Here is a 15851-nt window from a genome sequence, read left to right on the forward strand (position 1 = left end):
CCCAGAGTCCGGCCCATCGTTAGGAGTTTCCGATGTCCTGGCTTGAAAAACTGCTGCCGCCCAAGATCACGCACACCGACCCGGCCGAGCGCCGCAGCGTGCCCGAGGGTCTGTGGATCAAGTGCCCCAGCTGTGAGGCCGTGCTCTACAAGACGGATCTCGAGAAGAACCAGAACGTCTGTCCGCACTGCAGCCACCATCACCGCATCGGCGCCCGCGCGCGCCTGAACGCCTTCCTGGACGCCGAAGGCCGCTACGAACTGGCGCAGGAGGTCCTGCCGGTGGACGCGCTGAAGTTCAAGGACAGCCGAAAGTACCCCGAACGCCTGAAGGAAGCCCTGGAAGCCACGGGCGAGACCGACGCGCTCATCGTCATGGGTGGTGCGGTGCAGGGCATCAGCCTGGTCGTCGCCTGCTTCGAGTTCGACTTTATGGGCGGCTCCATGGGCTCGGTGGTCGGTGAGCGTTTCGTGCGCGGCGTCGAGGAAGCCATCGCCCAGAAGGTGCCCTTTGTCTGCTTCACCGCCACCGGCGGCGCGCGCATGCAAGAGGGCCTGCTGTCGCTGATGCAGATGGCCAAGACCAACGCATCGCTCACGCGCCTGGCCAAGAAGAATCTGCCCTACATCAGCGTGTTGACCGACCCGACCATGGGCGGTGTGTCCGCCGGCTTCGCCTTCGTGGGCGACGTGGTGATCGCCGAACCCAAGGCACTGATCGGTTTCGCCGGCCCACGCGTGATCGAGAACACCGTGCGCGTGAAGCTGCCAGAAGGCTTCCAGCGCGCCGAGTTCCTGCAGAGCAAGGGCGCGGTGGACTTCATCTGCGACCGCCGCGAGCTGCGCAAAACCGTGGCCAGCACCTTGGCCATGCTGCAGCGCCAGAGCGCCGACGCGGTGGTGCCGGATTGAGCGAAACGCCGCTGACGCTGAACCAGCTGCCGCTGTTCCCGCTGCAGACCGTTCTGTTTCCCGGCGGCTGGATGCCGCTGCGCATCTTCGAGGTGCGCTACCTGGACATGATCAAGCGTTGCCACGCGGCGGGAGCGCCGTTCGGTGTGGTCTGCCTCAGCGAAGGCAGCGAGGTGCGGCGCGCCGACCCGGCTTCGCCCGACGGCTTTGCGCACGAGGCGTTTCACCAGGTCGGCACCATCGCCCGCATCGAGCAGATCGAGCACCCGCAGGCCGGCCTGATGCTCATCCACTGCCGCGGCCAGCAGCGCTTTCACATCACCGCCAGCCGTCGCCTGCCCCACGGCCTGTGGGTGGCCGACGTGCGGCTCGATGAGCCCGAGCGGGTCGTGGCGGTGCCGGAACACCTGCGCAGCACGCGGGACGCCCTGCAACGCGTGCTGGCCAACCTGCGCGAGCGCGAACCCGGATCCATGAACGAGCTGCCGCTGCAGCCGCCCTACCAGTGGGACGACAGCGGCTGGGTCGCCAACCGCTGGGCCGAACTGCTGCCCGCACCCGCCGAACTCAAACAACGGTTGATGGCGCTGGACAACCCGATGCTGCGGCTGGAGCTGATTTCGGATCTGCTGGACAAGCTCGGCGTCGAGCGGTAGTCAGGGGATCAGCGACAGCGCCTGCATGTAGCGCGCGCTGACCATCAGACGGTCCCAGTCCATGGCCGGGCCCTGCGGCAGCAGGGCCTGCCGCCGCTCTTCGCTGGCGGGGTTGGGCACCCAGTCGCCCTGCACCAGCGCCTTGGACAATGCCTCGATCGCTTCGTCGATGGGCGCGCCGCCATCCACCACGCTCTGGTTGCACAGCAGCACCATGTCGCCCCCCGCACCGAGCGCTGCCAGCGCCGCCTCGGTGAAGCTCACGCCCCGACCGTCGATGTGGCGCGCGGCTTCCATGCTCAGGTCGTCGCTGAAGATCGCGCCGGTGAATCCCAGGCGGTGCCGCAGCACCTCCTGCAGCCAGCGTGCTGAAAAGCCCGCAGGCCGGCTGTCCACCTTCGGGTAGATCACATGCGCAGGCATCACCGCGTCCAGGCTGGCCGAGAGCCAGCCGTAGGGCGCCGCATCGTCGGCCAGGATGGCCTTGAGGCTGCGCCGGTCGACGGGAATGGCCAGGTGCGAATCGGCCTTCACAAAGCCGTGGCCCGGGAAGTGTTTGCCACAGTTGCCCATGCCACTGGTGCGCAGGCCATGCATCAGCGCCTGTGCCAGCACCGCCACCATGCGCGGGTCGCGGCCGAACGAGCGGTCGCCGATCACCGAACTTTCGCCGTGGTCCAGATCGAGTACCGGCGTGAAGCTCAGGTCGACACCGCAGGCGCGCAGTTCTGCGCCGAGCACGTAGCCGGCGGCGGTGGCCGCGTTGGTGGCCCGCATCGCAGGACCACCCTCGCCTTCGCCCCGCGCCGGGGCCGAGAGCCACAGCTGTCCGAACGCCGCCATGGGGGGCAGGTGGGTGAATCCGTCGGTGCGGAAACGCTGCACGCGGCCGCCCTCGTGGTCGACCGCGATCAGCAGGTCCTCTCGCACCGACTTGACCTGTTCACACAGCGCCGTCAGCTGCTCCCGGCTGTGCCAGTTGCGTCCGAAGAGGATGATTCCGCCGACCAAGGGGTGTGCCAGGCGCTGGCGGTCGGTGTCGGTCAGCTCGAATCCGGCGACATCGATGATCAACGGGGCGTGTGTGTGCATGTCAGTCTCTCTCCACCACCACGAAGCTCGCGGCGTAGTCGGTCTCGTCGGTCACGGTCACGTGGGCGCGCAGGCCCTGGGCCTCGAACCAGGTTTTCAGCGCGCCATGAAGCACGATCACCGGCTGGCCGCTGGGCTGGTTGAGGATTTCGCAGGCTCGCCAAGTCATGGGCATGCGCATACCCAGGCCGATGGCCTTGGAGAACGCCTCCTTGGCGGAAAACCGGGTCGCCAGGTAGCGCAGCCCGCGCCCGGGCCAGCGTTCGCTGCGGCGCTGCCAGATCGCCAGCTCCTGATCGCCCAGCACCTTCCGCACGAAGCGCTCGCCCTGGCGCTCGAAGGTCGCTTCGATGCGCCGGATATCGCAGACGTCGGTGCCGATGCCGAAGATCATCGGAACGCTTCGGCGACGCAGCGGTTGTAGTCGGTCACGGTGGCGGCGTAGCCCAGCTCCAGCGCATCGGCGATGAGCGCGTGACCGATCGACACCTCGGCCACACCCGGCACCGTGCGCAGAAACTCGGTGAGGTTCTCGCGGTTGAGGTCATGGCCCGCGTTCACACCCAGCCCTGCTTCCAGGGCCGCCTGCGCCGCAGAGCGGTAGCGTTCGAGCTGCTGCCCACGGTCAGGGGTGTGCCAGGCGGCGGCATAGGGCTCGGTGTAGAGCTCCACTCGGTCAGCCCCCACGGCCCGGGCCGCCGCCATCTGTCCGGGCTCCGGGTCCATGAACAGACTCACACGAGCGCCCAGGGCTTGGGCCTGCGCGATCACGGGCTGCAGCCGGTCGGCGTCCTGAGGAAAGCTCCAGCCGTGGTCGCTGGTGAACTGGCCTTCGCTGTCGGGCACGAAGGTCAGCTGGTGCAGCGGCAGGCCACGCGCCCGGACCTCGCGCGCGACATCCATGAGGTTGTGGAACGGATTGCCTTCGATGTTGTATTCGCGGTCCGGCCAGTCCTGCATCAGCTCGGCGAGATCGAACACGTCGTGGCTGCGGATGTGGCGCTCGTCCGGCCGGGGATGCACCGTGATGCCTCGCGCACCGGCTTCGAGGCACAGGGTGGCCGCGCGGGTGACGGAAGGAATGCCCAGGTGGCGCGTGTTGCGCACCAGCGCGACCTTGTTGAGATTGACCGACAGCGCGGTCGGGTGGTGAGCAGCGTGGGCCATGGTCAGGAGGATGTGGGGCCGGAAGAAGCAACCGGATCAGGAACCGCTTTCGGCCGGACCAGCGACTGCAGGTCCAGCAACAGCTGGCGGGTCCGGAACACCCGGACGCCACTATGGTAGTGCAGCAGTGCGCGCAACTGAGGCTGCAGGCTCTGCTGGCAGCCAGAGCAGGCGCGCAGGCTGGCTATCAGCGGGTCACGGTCATTCAGCGCGGTCTGCAACAGCAGCCACTGGCTGGCTTCGAGCGAGTGCACATCGTCGCCGTGCGCCACACGCAGTCCGGACTCGGCGCCCAGCACATAGGAAGTCCCCTCCTGCAGAGGCGCCAGCGTGCTGCCTTCGCAAGACAGATCGGGCAGCAGTCCGGTGTCGCGCAACAGCAGCAGCTCGAAGGCGCGCAGCACCAGCTGCTGCGCATCGGACCGCTCGGCCAGCAGCTGCACCGCCAGCGTGTAGTGGTCGAACAGACCGGGGTGCGGATCATCGCGCGCCAGCAGGCGCATCAGCAGCTCGTTGAGGTAGCTGCCCGAGAGCAGCGCATCGCCGGTGGGCATGACGTGCCCGCCCTGCCACTGTGCCGCCTTGAGCGTGCGCACTTCTGCGTCGCCACCCCAACTCAGGGCCAGCGGCTGCAAGGGCAGCAGCACAGGACGGAACTGCGAAGTCGGCTTCTTGACCCCCTTGGCCACCAGGGCGATGCGTCCGTGGTGGCGGGTGAAGACTTCCAGGATGAGACTGGACTCGCTCCAGTCGTAGCGGTGCAGGACGAATGCGGGTTCTTCAGAAGTCCGGCGCGTGGCCATGACCCGTCACTCGTAACCGAACGACCGGACGCGCGCGTCGTCGTCGGCCCAGCCGGAGCGCACCTTGACCCACAGCTCCAGGAACACCTTGCAATCCCAGATCTTTTCGAGCTCCTGGCGGGCCTCGGTGCCGATGCGCTTGAGCTTCTCGCCCTTTTCGCCGATCACCATGCCCTTGTGTCCCTCGCGCTCGACCACGATGGTGGCCGCGATGCGCTTGAGCCCGCCCTCTTCCTCGAACTTGTCGATCACCACGGTCGAGGTGTAGGGCAGTTCGTCGCCGGTCAGCCGGAACAGCTTCTCGCGCACCATCTCGGCCGCCATGAAGCGCTCGCTGCGGTCGGTCAGCTCCTCGGGATCGTGCATCCAGGCCTGTTGCGGCAGGTACTTGGCACAGATCGCGAACAGGCGCTCGACATCCCGGGCGTTCTTGGCCGACATCGGCACGAACTCGGCAAACGGGTGTTTCTCCTGCATGGACTTGAGCCAAGGGGCCAACTCGCCACGCCTGTGCACCAGATCGAACTTGTTGGCCAGCAACACCACAGGCACGTTCGAGGGCAGCAGCTCCATCACCTTGGCGTCCGCCGGATGGAAATGCCCCGCCTCGACAACAAACAGGATCAGATCGACATCGGTCACCGCGCCGAGCACGGTCTTGTTGAGCGCACGGTTCAGCGCGTTGCCGTGCCGCGTCTGGAAGCCAGGTGTGTCGACGAACACGAACTGGTTCGGGCCCACGGTGCGGTAACCCGTGATGCGGTGGCGCGTGGTCTGCGCCTTGCGCGAGGTGATGCTGATCTTCTGTCCCACCAGCGCATTGAGCAGCGTGGACTTGCCCACGTTGGGCTTGCCGACGATGGCCACATAGCCACAGTGCTGCTGCTCCGGCGCCACAGGTTCGTGCTCCTGTGCCGGGTCGGCGACGGCCTCTGCTGGCGTCTTGCGCAAGGCCTTGGCCAGCATGGCCTCGAGCGATGCGTCGGTGGGAACAGGGGCCGCAGGGGCACTGGAGGGAGGACGGGAGGATTTGCTCATGAATGGATCCGGACAGAAACCGGCCAAGCGCCGAGATCGTCAGCCGCCCGCCTTGGTGGGTGCGGGCTCGGCGGCCCGCAAAAACGTCAGCATCGCAGCCGCTGCCGCCTGCTCTCCAGCCCGCCGCGACGCACCGATGCCGCGCTCGCTGCGACCGGCCTCCGGGACCGTGCACTCGACGTCGAAGGTCTGTCGATGCGCCTCACCCATGGTGGCCACCACCCGGTACTGAGGCAGTTGCATCTTGCGCGCCTGCAACCACTCCTGCAAATCGGTTTTGGGATCCTTGCCCATGGCCCCCATCTGGGCACTGAGTTCGATATCACCATACAGGCGCCGCACCAGCAGCGAAGCAGTCTCGAAACCGGCGTCCAGATACACCGCCCCGATCAAGGCCTCCAGGGCGTCCGCGAGAATGGAGGGGCGCTTGTGTCCTCCGGACCGCTTTTCGCCGTCACCCAGCCGCAAACAGGCCGAAAGACCCAGGCGTGTCGCGATCTGATGCAACGTGTCCTGCTTGACCAGGTTGGCCCGCACACGTGAGAGATCACCCTCTGGCAACTGACTGAGTTTTTCGAACAGCAGACCAGACACAGCCAGACTCAGCACCGAATCGCCCAGAAACTCCAGCCGCTCGTTGTGGTCCGCCGAAAAGCTGCGGTGAGTCAACGCGCGTTCAATCAGGCGCGGACTGGAAAACACATGTCCCAGGCGTTTTTGCAACGCCGTCAATTCCTGGCTCAAAGGCGTGCGCCCGCGGCCGGACAGCCACCCAGTGTCATTGAGAGGATCCGTTGTACTTCATCACCAGGTAGGCAGGACCCGCCAGCGGAATTTCACGAACATAGTCGAACGACACCACCACTTTGTCACCCTGCTTGCCGATCTCCAGATCCTTGCCAGAGATGCTGCTGATGTCATCAATCTGGGCGGCCTTGTCGAACAGGGAGCGCACCTCGGCAACGGTCGATCCGTCCGCAGCCTTCTTCACCGCCTTCTGCACCGCCAGATATTCGATGTAGGTGGGCACCACCTGGGCGACCACCACACCAGCGAAGGCCAGCAAAATGCCCACGAACAACAACCCGAAAAACGTCAGGCCGCGTTGCCGCTGTTTCTGCTTCATCACCCCACCTCCAGTAGTTGCGTGTCTTACTCGAACGAACCGATCCGCCCGAAATCGCCAAAATTCATCCAGACAAAGAAGGCCTTGCCCACAATGTTGGACTCTGGGACAAAACCCCAGAAACGCGAATCGAGCGAGTTGTCCCGATTGTCACCCATCATGAAATAGTGCCCAGGGGGTACTTTGCACACGACGCCTTCGGCCGGATAGCGACAATTTTCACGGAACGCAAAATCCGTGATGGGCGACACGAACGGCGGCCGCATGTCGTCGTTGAGGGTGTTGTAGCGCCGACCACCCAGCTCCTCACCGAACTGTTTGGTATAGCGCATCTGCTCGCCATCAAAATAGTCGGGCTGGTTGATGCGGGGCACGGGCTGGCCGTTGACCGTGAGGCGCTTGTTCAGATAGGCCACCTCGTCGCCTGGCACGCCAATCACCCGCTTGATGTAGTCCAGGCTCGGTTGCGGGGGATAGCGAAACACCATGACGTCCCCACGCTGCGGTTCGTTGTTGGCAATCACCTTGGTGTTGATCACCGGCAGCCGCACGCCGTAGTGAAACTTGTTCACCAGAATCAAGTCCCCGACCTGAAGTGTCGGAATCATCGAGCCCGACGGGATCTTGAACGGTTCGAACAGAAAGCTCCGCAGCACAAACACCGCCAGGATCACCGGGAACAGGCCGGCGGTCCAGTCCAGCCACCAGGGTTGCGCCAGCAGCTTGTGGCGCGCCATCGACAAATCTTCGTCCGAGGACTGTGCAAAACCTTGGCGAGCCAGTTCAGCCGCACGTTCGTTGAGCGTCGACACCAGCCGCTCCGCGTCTCGCCTACGCTTCGGGAAGAAATAGAACTTTTCGGCCAGCCAGTAAACACCCGTGACCGCCGTGGCCAGAAAAAGCAGCAGCGCAAAGTTCCCCTCGATGGCGCCAAAGAAAAACGCCGCCGCGTAGGCCCCGAAAGCCGCCAGGATCACCGCGGTGATCGCGCCCATGGTCTGTTGCATCACTCCTCCACCTGCAGGATGGCCAGAAAAGCCTCCTGGGGCACTTCGACCGAGCCGATCTGTTTCATGCGTTTCTTGCCTGCCTTCTGCTTTTCGAGGAGCTTGCGTTTGCGGGTGATGTCACCGCCGTAGCATTTTGCCAGCACGTTCTTGCGCAGCGCCTTGATGGTCTCGCGTGCGATCACGTTGCCACCAATGGCCGCCTGGATCGCCACGTCGAACTGCTGGCGGCTGATGATCTCGCGCATCTTGGCCGCCACGGCTCGGCCGCGGTACTGGGACTGGGAGCGGTGCACAATGATGGACAGCGCGTCCACCTTCTCGCCGTTGAGCAGGATGTCGACCTTCACCACGTCGGACGGCCGGTATTCCTTGAACTCGTAGTCCATCGACGCATAGCCGCGGCTGACCGACTTGAGCTTGTCGAAGAAGTCCAGCACGATCTCGCCCAGCGGCATGTCGTAGGTCAGCATGACCTGCTTGCCGTGGTAGGCCATGTTCAGCTGCACCCCGCGCTTCTGGTTGGCCAGCGTCATCACCGCACCCACGTATTCCTGCGGCATGTACAGGTGCACGGTCACGATGGGTTCGCGAATCTCTTCGATGCGGCCCTGGTCCGGCATCTTGGACGGGTTCTCCACCATGATGACTTCGCCGTCGGGCTTGACCACCTGGTAGACCACGCTGGGCGCGGTGGTGATCAGGTCCTGGTCGAACTCGCGCTCCAGCCGCTCCTGCACGATCTCCATGTGCAGCAGCCCCAAGAAGCCACAACGGAAACCAAAGCCCAGTGCCTGCGACACCTCGGGTTCGTAGTGCAGCGCGGCGTCGTTGAGCTTGAGCTTTTCGAGCGCGTCGCGCAGCGCGTCGTACTCGCTGGCCTCGGTCGGGTACAGGCCGGCAAACACCTGCGGCTGCACCTCCTTGAAGCCGGGCAACGCTTCCTCGGCAGGGCCGAGGTTGTTGGGCAGCTTCTTTTCCAGCGTGATGGTGTCGCCCACCTTGGCGGCCTGCAGCTCCTTGATACCGGCAATGATGTAGCCCACCTCGCCCGCCTCCAGCGACTCGCGCGGCTGGTTGGCCGGCGTGAACACGCCCAGGTTGTCGGCGTTGTAGGCGGCGTTGGTCGCCATCATCTTGAAACGCTCGCCCTTTCGCAGGCGGCCATCGACCACGCGCACCAGCATCACCACGCCCACATAGGTGTCGAACCAGCTGTCCACGATCATGGCGCGCAGCGGTGCGTCCGGGTTGCCCTTGGGGTGGGGAATGCGCGCGACCACGGCCTCGAGGATGTCCTCAACACCCATGCCCGTCTTGGCCGAGCAGGGAATCGCATCCGTCGCATCGATGCCGATCACATCCTCGATCTCGGCCTTGGCGTTGTCCGGATCGGCGTTGGGCAGATCCATCTTGTTCAGCACCGGCACCACCTCGACACCCAGGTCCAGCGCCGTGTAGCAGTTGGCCACGGTCTGCGCCTCCACCCCTTGGCTCGCGTCCACCACCAGCAGCGCGCCTTCGCACGCCGACAGCGAGCGCGACACTTCATAAGAGAAGTCCACGTGGCCGGGTGTGTCGATCAGGTTGAGGTTGTAGACCTTGCCGTCGCGCGCCTTGTACTGCAACGCTGCGGTCTGCGCCTTGATGGTGATGCCGCGCTCTTTCTCGATGTCCATGGAGTCGAGCACCTGTTCGCTCATCTCGCGGTCGGACAGGCCGCCACAGCGGGAGATGATGCGGTCGGCCAGCGTGGACTTGCCATGGTCGATGTGCGCGATGATCGAAAAATTGCGGATGTGGTGCATCGGAAAACAGCCAGAAACCAGGCCCCGCCACTCTCTGGAAGGCCATAAAAAAGGGCGCGTCAACTGGTGACGCGCCCGTAACCAACAATCAATGGCAACTGCGATAGTTGGGATTTCATTGTAGGCAAAAAGCCCCGGCTGCACAGCCCGAAACCACCCTCTACCGCCTGTTGCAACGCAGCAACGGGAAACTTATTCACAGGTCGTCCACAACAAAATGAACATGTTGTGCGCCACCTGTGGAGCAAGCGAGAACAACTTGAGGGCGCTCTCACATCGTGAACGCTGAACATTGTTCGACACTGCAATCAAGGTCTTGGAGCCCCGATTTTATCGAAATCAGTCAACTTGCACCTAAAGATTGTGAGTGTTCACAAACTTTCGGTTCAAACGGAAGACCCAAACGATAGTGGGCACCCTGTGGCAAAACAACCAACTTCCGGAACAAGCCCTTAAAACCAAGCGGGATCAAGGGTTTATTCGAGGCAGCTCAGAGAATTTCGAGCTTTGTGTCGGCTCAGCGCTGAGGTCGAATCACCGCGTACTGGGCCCACTCACCGCGCCGGAAAAGAACATTCACCGGCTTGGACTTGTCCAGCTTGGCCAGCACCGCCTCCAGTTCCTTCACGCTGCCCACTTCGGTGTTCGCGACCGCCACAATCACGTCGCCCTCCTTGAGCCCGGCACGCGCCGCCACCCCTTCCGCCGTCTCGACACGCACCCCCGACTTGATGTTCAGTTCTTTTTTCTCTGCAGCATTGAGATCACCCACGGTCAGCCCCAAAGAGGGCAGGCTGCTCGAAGCGGGCGGCTTGGCCTCCGGTGCTGCAGCCTTCCGGTCGCTGCGCTCAGGCTCCAGCTCGGCCACCGTAATACTCAGATCGCGCTGGGCGCCGCGCCGGAACACCGTCATCGAACTGCGATTGCCCGGCTTTGTATTGCCGACGATGCGCGGCAGGTCGACCGACCGTTCGATATCCCGGCCATCAAATTTCAGGATCACGTCACCCGGTTCGAGTCCGGCCTTGGCGGCAGGTGAGTTCGCTTCCACCGCGTTCACCAGAGCACCACGCGCCTGCCCCAGACCGATGGATTCGGCCACCTCTTTGCTCACCTGACCGATTTGCACACCGATGCGACCGCGGGTCACACGACCACTGGAACGCAACTGATCGGAGACCCGGACGGCCTCATCAATGGGGATGGCAAAGGAGATGCCCTGAAACCCACCCGAGCGGGAATAGATCTGGCTGTTGATGCCTACCACCTCACCGCGCATGTTGATCAGAGGCCCTCCCGAGTTGCCCGGGTTGATGGCGACATCGGTCTGGATGAACGGAAGGAAATCCCCGGTGTCACGCTTCTTCGCACTCACGATACCGGCGGTCACCGTGTTCTCAAGACCGAAAGGAGAGCCGATGGCCATCACCCATTCGCCGACCTTGAGCCGGTTCACATCACCGATGCGGACAGCGGACAGCCCGCTGGCGTCGATCTTCACCACAGCCACGTCGGTTCGCTTGTCGGCGCCCACCAGCTTGGCCTTGAACTCGCGTTTGTCGGGAAGGGTGACCACCAGTTCGTCGGCGCCATCGACCACATGCGCGTTGGTCATGATGAGGCCATCGGAACTGAGAATGAACCCGGAGCCCACCCCGCGGGGCTGGGCCTCTTCACCGGATCCGCCGCGTTCCTGGCGTGGACCGCGCGGCACAGCACCGGGAGGAACCGGTATGCCGAAACGACGGAAGAACTCAAGCATCTGTTCGTCGGTGCTGCTTCCCCCATCGGCGTTGGCGCGCTCCAGCGTCCGGATGTTGACCACGGACGGCCCCACCTGATCAACAAGATCTGTGAAATCCGGCAGCCCGCGCATCTGCTGCGCATGGGCGGGGGCAGGCAATGCAGACGCCCCGACCATGACCAGCCCGATCAGTGAGGCACTCAGCAGCAACGACATCGCTCGACGGGAACGGAGGACGGTCATATTCATGTTCATCCTTGCGGTGAGAGAGTTTTTGCAGACACAGGAATCACCCGACAGCCACACCATGGTGGCTGAGTCTCAGGTTTCAACGGGCGCGTTCAAGAACAGAAGCAAACCGCATGAGCGTGGCCGGGGGCACCTCACCGAGCGCAGTCAGCCAATAGGCACCAATGCGTCTGGTGAGGGAGTGGGTCGCGCCGGTCACGGCCGACTTCTCCGCTCCATGGCGCTGCGGATCAAACGGCTCAACAAACAGCGAGACCGAAGCCAGACCGTCCGAAAACACCCACTGCATGGGAGCTGCCCCGGATGCGCCGGTGTCGTCTTCCCTGGTGTGGCAGCTCATGGACTGGAAACCGGGAACGGGTTCCTTCAATCGCCAGCCCTCCGCCTCAGGCGTGGTCTTGCGCAGGGTCTGACGGTGCACTTCATAGCCCTTGGTGTCACCCATGAGCCGTTTGAGCTTGTCCATTCGGACCGGCGCATCCAGCTGCAACTCGGAAAACGCCACCTGTTCCAGCACCGAGCCCTGCTCCCCCAGGGTCTGCAGCTTCACCACCAGGCCCGTCTTCTTTTCCGACCAGATGCGATAGCCGAAACGCAGTGCATCGCGTGGGGCGATCTGCACCACGTCGGCCAGATGACCCGCAACCCTTTCAACGCCCGATTCGCTCACACTGTAAAAGTCAGGAATGGCATTGCTGGGTGTGCGCAGCAGCTCTGGAAACACGCCCAGCGACTCGCGCTTGTCCACCCAGGCCACCTTGTGATCCGGCGCAAAGGTGATCACGTCGTTGTTGTGGCGAATGGTCGAGCGTGGCGCACCCGTCAGCGTCTCCACGCGCTCCATCTGTTGTGTGCCATCGCAGACATGCCAGATGCGCGAGGCAGACATCGCCGATCCAGCCGATACGACCAGGGTCCCCGTGTAGGCGCGCTGCCGGGAGGCCTCATGCATGCGCGTGAGCCACTCGGTGATGGACCGAGAGGACGGCGACGTTACAGGCGCGGGCTGTGCAAAGGACGACTGCCACAACCCCAAAGCCAGCAGACCCACCGCAGGCCAGCGGGTCCAGGCCTTGCGCGCCGACGACATGCCCAACGAAGCAGCACTTCCCATGTCGGCCTCAGCGCTGCGGAGCAGCATCGTAGGTTGCGTTGCGAAGGAATCCGGCGGGAGCCTGAAGCGCAGACATCCCGCCAAACTGGCGGTGCTCGGACAGCAACTGTTCCAGCCGGGCATCGCGCAGCACCTGACCCTGCGCAGTCTGCACAACCACCGGTTGAATTGTCGACGCGGACTCGGACATCGGGGTGGCGCTGGCCATCTGGGGACCGGCCAACTGACCGTCCTGCCCCCCTGTTCCGATGGTCCAGGTCACGGCGACGACGGCGGCAAGCGAAGCGAGGCCCGCCACCAGCTTCCAGCGAAACACCGCATCATTGGCCGCCACGGGCCGGCCTACTCCAGCCTGTCGCACCACAGGCTGAGGCAGCGCCAAAGGTTCATCGCGCAAACGGGCCATGACCGCCCCAGCAAACGCCGCTCCGCCGACCGAGCCCTGCACGGGTCGCCCACGCAGAGCGTCGCCAATCAGCTCGTAGGTATGCCCATCGGACAGCAGGGCTGCCATCTCCTCAGAGCCAGGCGCGAGCAGCAAATCCAAGTCGTCTGTGCGCACCTCTCCGTCCAGCAGTGCGGAGAGCGCCTCGCGGCTGCGCTCCCGGACAAGCATCTGCCCTGAATCTGTGGTTTCATGGATTGGGACGGCATTCATGTTCGACATCCGATACGGTGTTCCGGCATCAACAAATCAATCTCACCAGCGCTTGCCGGATTGACGCTCCAGCATGGGCTTGATTCGGGAAGAGATCGCTTCGCGGGCTCGGAAGATCCGGGAACGCACCGTTCCGATCGGACAATCGAGCGCCAGGGCAATCTCTTCATAACTCAACCCTTCGATTTCACGCAAAGTGATGGCCATTCGCAACTCGTCTGGCAATGCGTCCATCACCGCGTTCACTGCCTGGGCAATCTCTTTGCTGGCCAACACCGCCTCAGGGGTCTCGGTGTCGGCCACGCTGCTGTTTAGTTCGCGTTCCGCCGAAGAAGTTTCGTCTTCGTCCGCGGAATTGAGCTGGGACTGGAATACCAGTGGGTCCCGCTTGAGCTCCAGCAGCTGCTTCTTGGCGGTGTTGACGGCAATCCGGTAGAGCCAGGTGTAGAACTGGGCATCCCCCCGGAACTGGGCCAGTGCCCGGTAGGCACGGATGAACGTCTCCTGGGCGATGTCCTGAACGAGATCGCTGTCGCGGACCATGCGCCCGATCAGGCGTTCCACACGGCGCTGGTATTTGATGACCAAGAGCTCATAAGCCCGCATTTCCCCGGCCAGTGTGCGCTGGACCAGCATGGCATCGCTGTCGGGAGAGGGTGGGGCTGAGTGGTCGTCGGAAGAAGTCATGCAGAGGGTGTGAGGGCCGCGGAAATATACCCCAAAGGTTCGAGCCGACGCTCGCCGTCAGGCATGGGCCAGGAGCGCCCGCCGGAGATCCAGCCATCGGGACGGCTCCGCCAACCGCTCCACCCAGATCCAGGTGCGCGCACCGTCGGGATTGTGCAGGCGCAGCAACATGGCCCGTTGCAGGTCATACACGCGCTCTACCCTTTTCAGTTCCACACCTTCCCGATACGCCTCACTGGCCCAAGACCAGACACCCGACGAGCCCTGAGGAGCCTCGGGCTGCATCCGATCCGACTGCCATGCGAGCTTTCCTCGCGGCATCCGCCGCCAAGCCCACATCGACCCCAACAGCCACACGCACCAGACCACGCCACAGAACACGGCCGTCCGCCATGATCCGTAGAGGAAGCTCATGAGCACGCCCAGCAAGCCCGACACGCCGGCACCCCACATCAGACGGGCGCAAAAAGACGAACGCCCCACCGGGTACGTGACCGATGGGGCGTTGCGCATGTTCGGGAAGGACCGCGTCCGAACAGAGTTCGTCAGACGCGCTTGAACACCAGGGTGCCGTTGGTACCGCCGAAGCCGAAGTTGTTCTTCACCGCGACATCAATCTTCATGTCCCGCGCAGTATTGGCGCAGTAGTCGAGATCGCACTCGGGATCCTGATTGAAGATGTTGATGGTCGGAGGGCTCTTCTGATGATGCAACGCCAGCACCGTGAACACGCTTTCAATGCCGCCAGCCCCGCCCAGCAAATGACCCGTCATGGACTTGGTCGAGTTCACGACGATCTTGCTGGCATGGTCACCGAGCGCCGCCTTGATCGCATTGCTCTCGTTCACATCGCCCAGCGGCGTCGAGGTTCCGTGGGCATTCAGGTAGTCCACCTGGTCGGCATTGATCCCCGCGTTGCGCAGCGCATTGACCATCGCGCGACGGGGCCCGTCCATGTTCGGCGCCGTCATGTGGCCGGCATCGGCGCTCATGCCATACCCGATCACTTCGGCGTATATCTTGGCACCGCGCGCCTTGGCGTGCTCGTATTCTTCGAGCACCATCACCCCGGCGCCCTCTCCGAGCACGAAACCGTCGCGGTCCTTGTCCCAGGGTCGTGAGGCCGTTTTGGGATCGTCGTTGCGGGTGGAAAGCGCCCGCATGGCGGCGAAGCCACCCACACCCAGAGGAGAGACCGTGGCTTCGGAGCCACCAGCGACGATCACATCAGCATCCCCATATTCAATCTTGCGAGCGCCTTCGCCAATGCAGTGCAAGCCCGTGGTGCAGGCCGTCACCACAGCCAGGTTCGGCCCCTTGAACCCAAAGCGCATCGAGACATGTCCAGAGATCATGTTGATGATCGATGCGGGGACAAAGAACGGCGAGATCCGCCGTGCGCCACGGTTGACATACTCGGCGTGGGTTTCTTCGATCAGCGGAAGCCCGCCGATACCGGACCCGACGATGCAGCCGATGCGCGTGGCCAGTTCGTCATCCAGCGCCTCGCCCGTAGGCAGGCCCGAGTCGACCACGGCCTGGTGGGCTGCGGCGATTCCGTAATGGATGAAGGTGTCCATCGACCGCGCCTCTTTGGCACTGATGTAGGACTCCAGATCAAACCCCTTGACCTCACCAGCGATCTTGCAGGACATGCCCGAGGCATCGAACTTGGTGATCAGGTCAATGCCGGACTGTCCGGCGACAAGGTTAGCCCAGGCTTCTGGCACCGTGTTACCCACGGGCGAGACACAACCCAGGCCGGTCACGACAACGCGACGACGGCTCATG

The 15851-nt window shown here is 63.7% G+C and carries 17 protein-coding genes; 2 read left to right on the forward strand and 15 right to left on the reverse strand.

Going from position 1 to position 15851, the window contains the following annotated elements:
• Positions 1–32 precede the first annotated feature (32 nt).
• Together accD and HPF_RS18735 are read left to right on the forward strand one after the other, a co-directional pair.
• Positions 33–911, forward strand: a complete 879-nt coding sequence (gene accD, locus HPF_RS18730) for an acetyl-CoA carboxylase, carboxyltransferase subunit beta (RefSeq protein ID WP_133157504.1) — start codon at positions 33–35, stop codon at positions 909–911.
• Positions 908–1567, forward strand: coding sequence for an LON peptidase substrate-binding domain-containing protein (locus HPF_RS18735; protein WP_066157803.1), 660 nt, complete (start codon positions 908–910; stop codon positions 1565–1567). The genes accD and HPF_RS18735 overlap by 4 nt, the downstream gene beginning before the upstream one ends.
• On the opposite strand, the gene nagZ is transcribed toward HPF_RS18735, so the two are convergent.
• The 15 genes from nagZ to fabF form a co-directional block, all read right to left on the reverse strand.
• Positions 1568–2659, reverse strand: a complete 1092-nt coding sequence (gene nagZ, locus HPF_RS18740; protein ID WP_133157505.1) for a beta-N-acetylhexosaminidase — start codon at positions 2657–2659, stop codon at positions 1568–1570. It abuts the gene before it with no gap.
• A 1-nt stretch (position 2660) separates the two neighbouring features.
• Positions 2661–3053: a holo-ACP synthase gene (acpS, locus tag HPF_RS18745; RefSeq protein ID WP_133157506.1), complete on the reverse strand. Its 393-nt coding sequence runs from the start codon at positions 3051–3053 to the stop codon at positions 2661–2663.
• Positions 3050–3826, reverse strand: a complete 777-nt coding sequence (locus HPF_RS18750; RefSeq protein WP_207959209.1) for a pyridoxine 5'-phosphate synthase — start codon at positions 3824–3826, stop codon at positions 3050–3052. The genes acpS and HPF_RS18750 overlap by 4 nt, the downstream gene beginning before the upstream one ends.
• 2 nt (positions 3827–3828) lie before the next feature.
• Complete coding sequence (gene recO, locus HPF_RS18755; protein ID WP_133157508.1) at positions 3829–4629, reverse strand: DNA repair protein RecO; 801 nt, start codon at positions 4627–4629, stop codon at positions 3829–3831.
• 6 nt (positions 4630–4635) lie between these two features.
• The gene (gene era / locus HPF_RS18760; protein ID WP_133157509.1) at positions 4636–5667 is read right to left on the reverse strand and encodes a GTPase Era; all 1032 of its coding nucleotides are present in this window, start codon (positions 5665–5667) and stop codon (positions 4636–4638) included.
• Positions 5668–5706: 39 nt separating this feature from the next.
• On the reverse strand, positions 5707–6411 hold the full coding sequence (rnc, locus tag HPF_RS18765) for a ribonuclease III (RefSeq protein WP_066157787.1): 705 nt from the start codon (positions 6409–6411) through the stop codon (positions 5707–5709).
• Between the two features lie 34 nt (positions 6412–6445).
• The gene (locus tag HPF_RS18770; protein ID WP_066157784.1) at positions 6446–6793 is read right to left on the reverse strand and encodes a DUF4845 domain-containing protein; all 348 of its coding nucleotides are present in this window, start codon (positions 6791–6793) and stop codon (positions 6446–6448) included.
• 26 nt (positions 6794–6819) lie between these two features.
• Positions 6820–7800 carry a signal peptidase I gene (gene lepB, locus HPF_RS18775; protein WP_424955181.1) on the reverse strand — a complete coding sequence of 327 codons (981 nt, stop codon included), beginning with the start codon at positions 7798–7800 and terminating at the stop codon, positions 6820–6822.
• Positions 7800–9608, reverse strand: a complete 1809-nt coding sequence (lepA, locus tag HPF_RS18780) for a translation elongation factor 4 (protein WP_066157781.1) — start codon at positions 9606–9608, stop codon at positions 7800–7802. The genes lepB and lepA overlap by 1 nt, the downstream gene beginning before the upstream one ends.
• Positions 9609–10125: 517 nt before the next feature.
• Complete coding sequence (locus tag HPF_RS18785) at positions 10126–11568, reverse strand: DegQ family serine endoprotease (RefSeq protein ID WP_207959211.1); 1443 nt, start codon at positions 11566–11568, stop codon at positions 10126–10128.
• Between the two features lie 112 nt (positions 11569–11680).
• On the reverse strand, positions 11681–12715 hold the full coding sequence (locus HPF_RS18790; RefSeq protein ID WP_207959213.1) for a MucB/RseB C-terminal domain-containing protein: 1035 nt from the start codon (positions 12713–12715) through the stop codon (positions 11681–11683).
• Between the two features lie 7 nt (positions 12716–12722).
• On the reverse strand, positions 12723–13373 hold the full coding sequence (locus tag HPF_RS18795; protein WP_241559736.1) for a sigma-E factor negative regulatory protein: 651 nt from the start codon (positions 13371–13373) through the stop codon (positions 12723–12725).
• Between the two features lie 42 nt (positions 13374–13415).
• On the reverse strand, positions 13416–14060 hold the full coding sequence (gene rpoE, locus HPF_RS18800; RefSeq protein ID WP_133157511.1) for an RNA polymerase sigma factor RpoE: 645 nt from the start codon (positions 14058–14060) through the stop codon (positions 13416–13418).
• A 57-nt stretch (positions 14061–14117) separates the two neighbouring features.
• On the reverse strand, positions 14118–14573 hold the full coding sequence (locus HPF_RS18805) for a hypothetical protein (RefSeq protein ID WP_133157512.1): 456 nt from the start codon (positions 14571–14573) through the stop codon (positions 14118–14120).
• Between the two features lie 32 nt (positions 14574–14605).
• Positions 14606–15850, reverse strand: a complete 1245-nt coding sequence (gene fabF, locus HPF_RS18810) for a beta-ketoacyl-ACP synthase II (RefSeq protein ID WP_066153365.1) — start codon at positions 15848–15850, stop codon at positions 14606–14608.
• Between the last annotated feature and the right edge of the window lies 1 nt (position 15851).

The sequence above is a fragment of the Hydrogenophaga pseudoflava genome (assembly GCF_004353865.1).
Lineage (GTDB): Bacteria > Pseudomonadota > Gammaproteobacteria > Burkholderiales > Burkholderiaceae_C > Hydrogenophaga > Hydrogenophaga pseudoflava.

Excerpts from the sequence above, each read along its gene's own strand:
- recO (WP_133157508.1), bottom strand. The coding sequence starts at position 4,629 with ATGGCCACGCGCCGGACTTCTGAAGAACCCGCATTCGTCCTGCACCGC.
- lepB (WP_424955181.1), bottom strand. The coding sequence starts at position 7,800 with ATGCAACAGACCATGGGCGCGATCACCGCGGTGATCCTGGCGGCTTTC.
- rpoE (WP_133157511.1), bottom strand. The coding sequence starts at position 14,060 with ATGACTTCTTCCGACGACCACTCAGCCCCACCCTCTCCCGACAGCGAT.
- accD (WP_133157504.1), top strand. The coding sequence starts at position 33 with ATGTCCTGGCTTGAAAAACTGCTGCCGCCCAAGATCACGCACACCGAC.
- HPF_RS18770 (WP_066157784.1), bottom strand. The coding sequence starts at position 6,793 with ATGAAGCAGAAACAGCGGCAACGCGGCCTGACGTTTTTCGGGTTGTTG.
- lepA (WP_066157781.1), bottom strand. The coding sequence starts at position 9,608 with ATGCACCACATCCGCAATTTTTCGATCATCGCGCACATCGACCATGGC.
- HPF_RS18785 (WP_207959211.1), bottom strand. The coding sequence starts at position 11,568 with ATGTCGTTGCTGCTGAGTGCCTCACTGATCGGGCTGGTCATGGTCGGG.
- acpS (WP_133157506.1), bottom strand. The coding sequence starts at position 3,053 with ATGATCTTCGGCATCGGCACCGACGTCTGCGATATCCGGCGCATCGAA.
- HPF_RS18750 (WP_207959209.1), bottom strand. The coding sequence starts at position 3,826 with ATGGCCCACGCTGCTCACCACCCGACCGCGCTGTCGGTCAATCTCAAC.
- HPF_RS18805 (WP_133157512.1), bottom strand. The coding sequence starts at position 14,573 with ATGCGCAACGCCCCATCGGTCACGTACCCGGTGGGGCGTTCGTCTTTT.
- HPF_RS18795 (WP_241559736.1), bottom strand. The coding sequence starts at position 13,373 with ATGAATGCCGTCCCAATCCATGAAACCACAGATTCAGGGCAGATGCTT.
- era (WP_133157509.1), bottom strand. The coding sequence starts at position 5,667 with ATGAGCAAATCCTCCCGTCCTCCCTCCAGTGCCCCTGCGGCCCCTGTT.
- nagZ (WP_133157505.1), bottom strand. The coding sequence starts at position 2,659 with ATGCACACACACGCCCCGTTGATCATCGATGTCGCCGGATTCGAGCTG.
- fabF (WP_066153365.1), bottom strand. The coding sequence starts at position 15,850 with ATGAGCCGTCGTCGCGTTGTCGTGACCGGCCTGGGTTGTGTCTCGCCC.
- HPF_RS18790 (WP_207959213.1), bottom strand. The coding sequence starts at position 12,715 with ATGGGAAGTGCTGCTTCGTTGGGCATGTCGTCGGCGCGCAAGGCCTGG.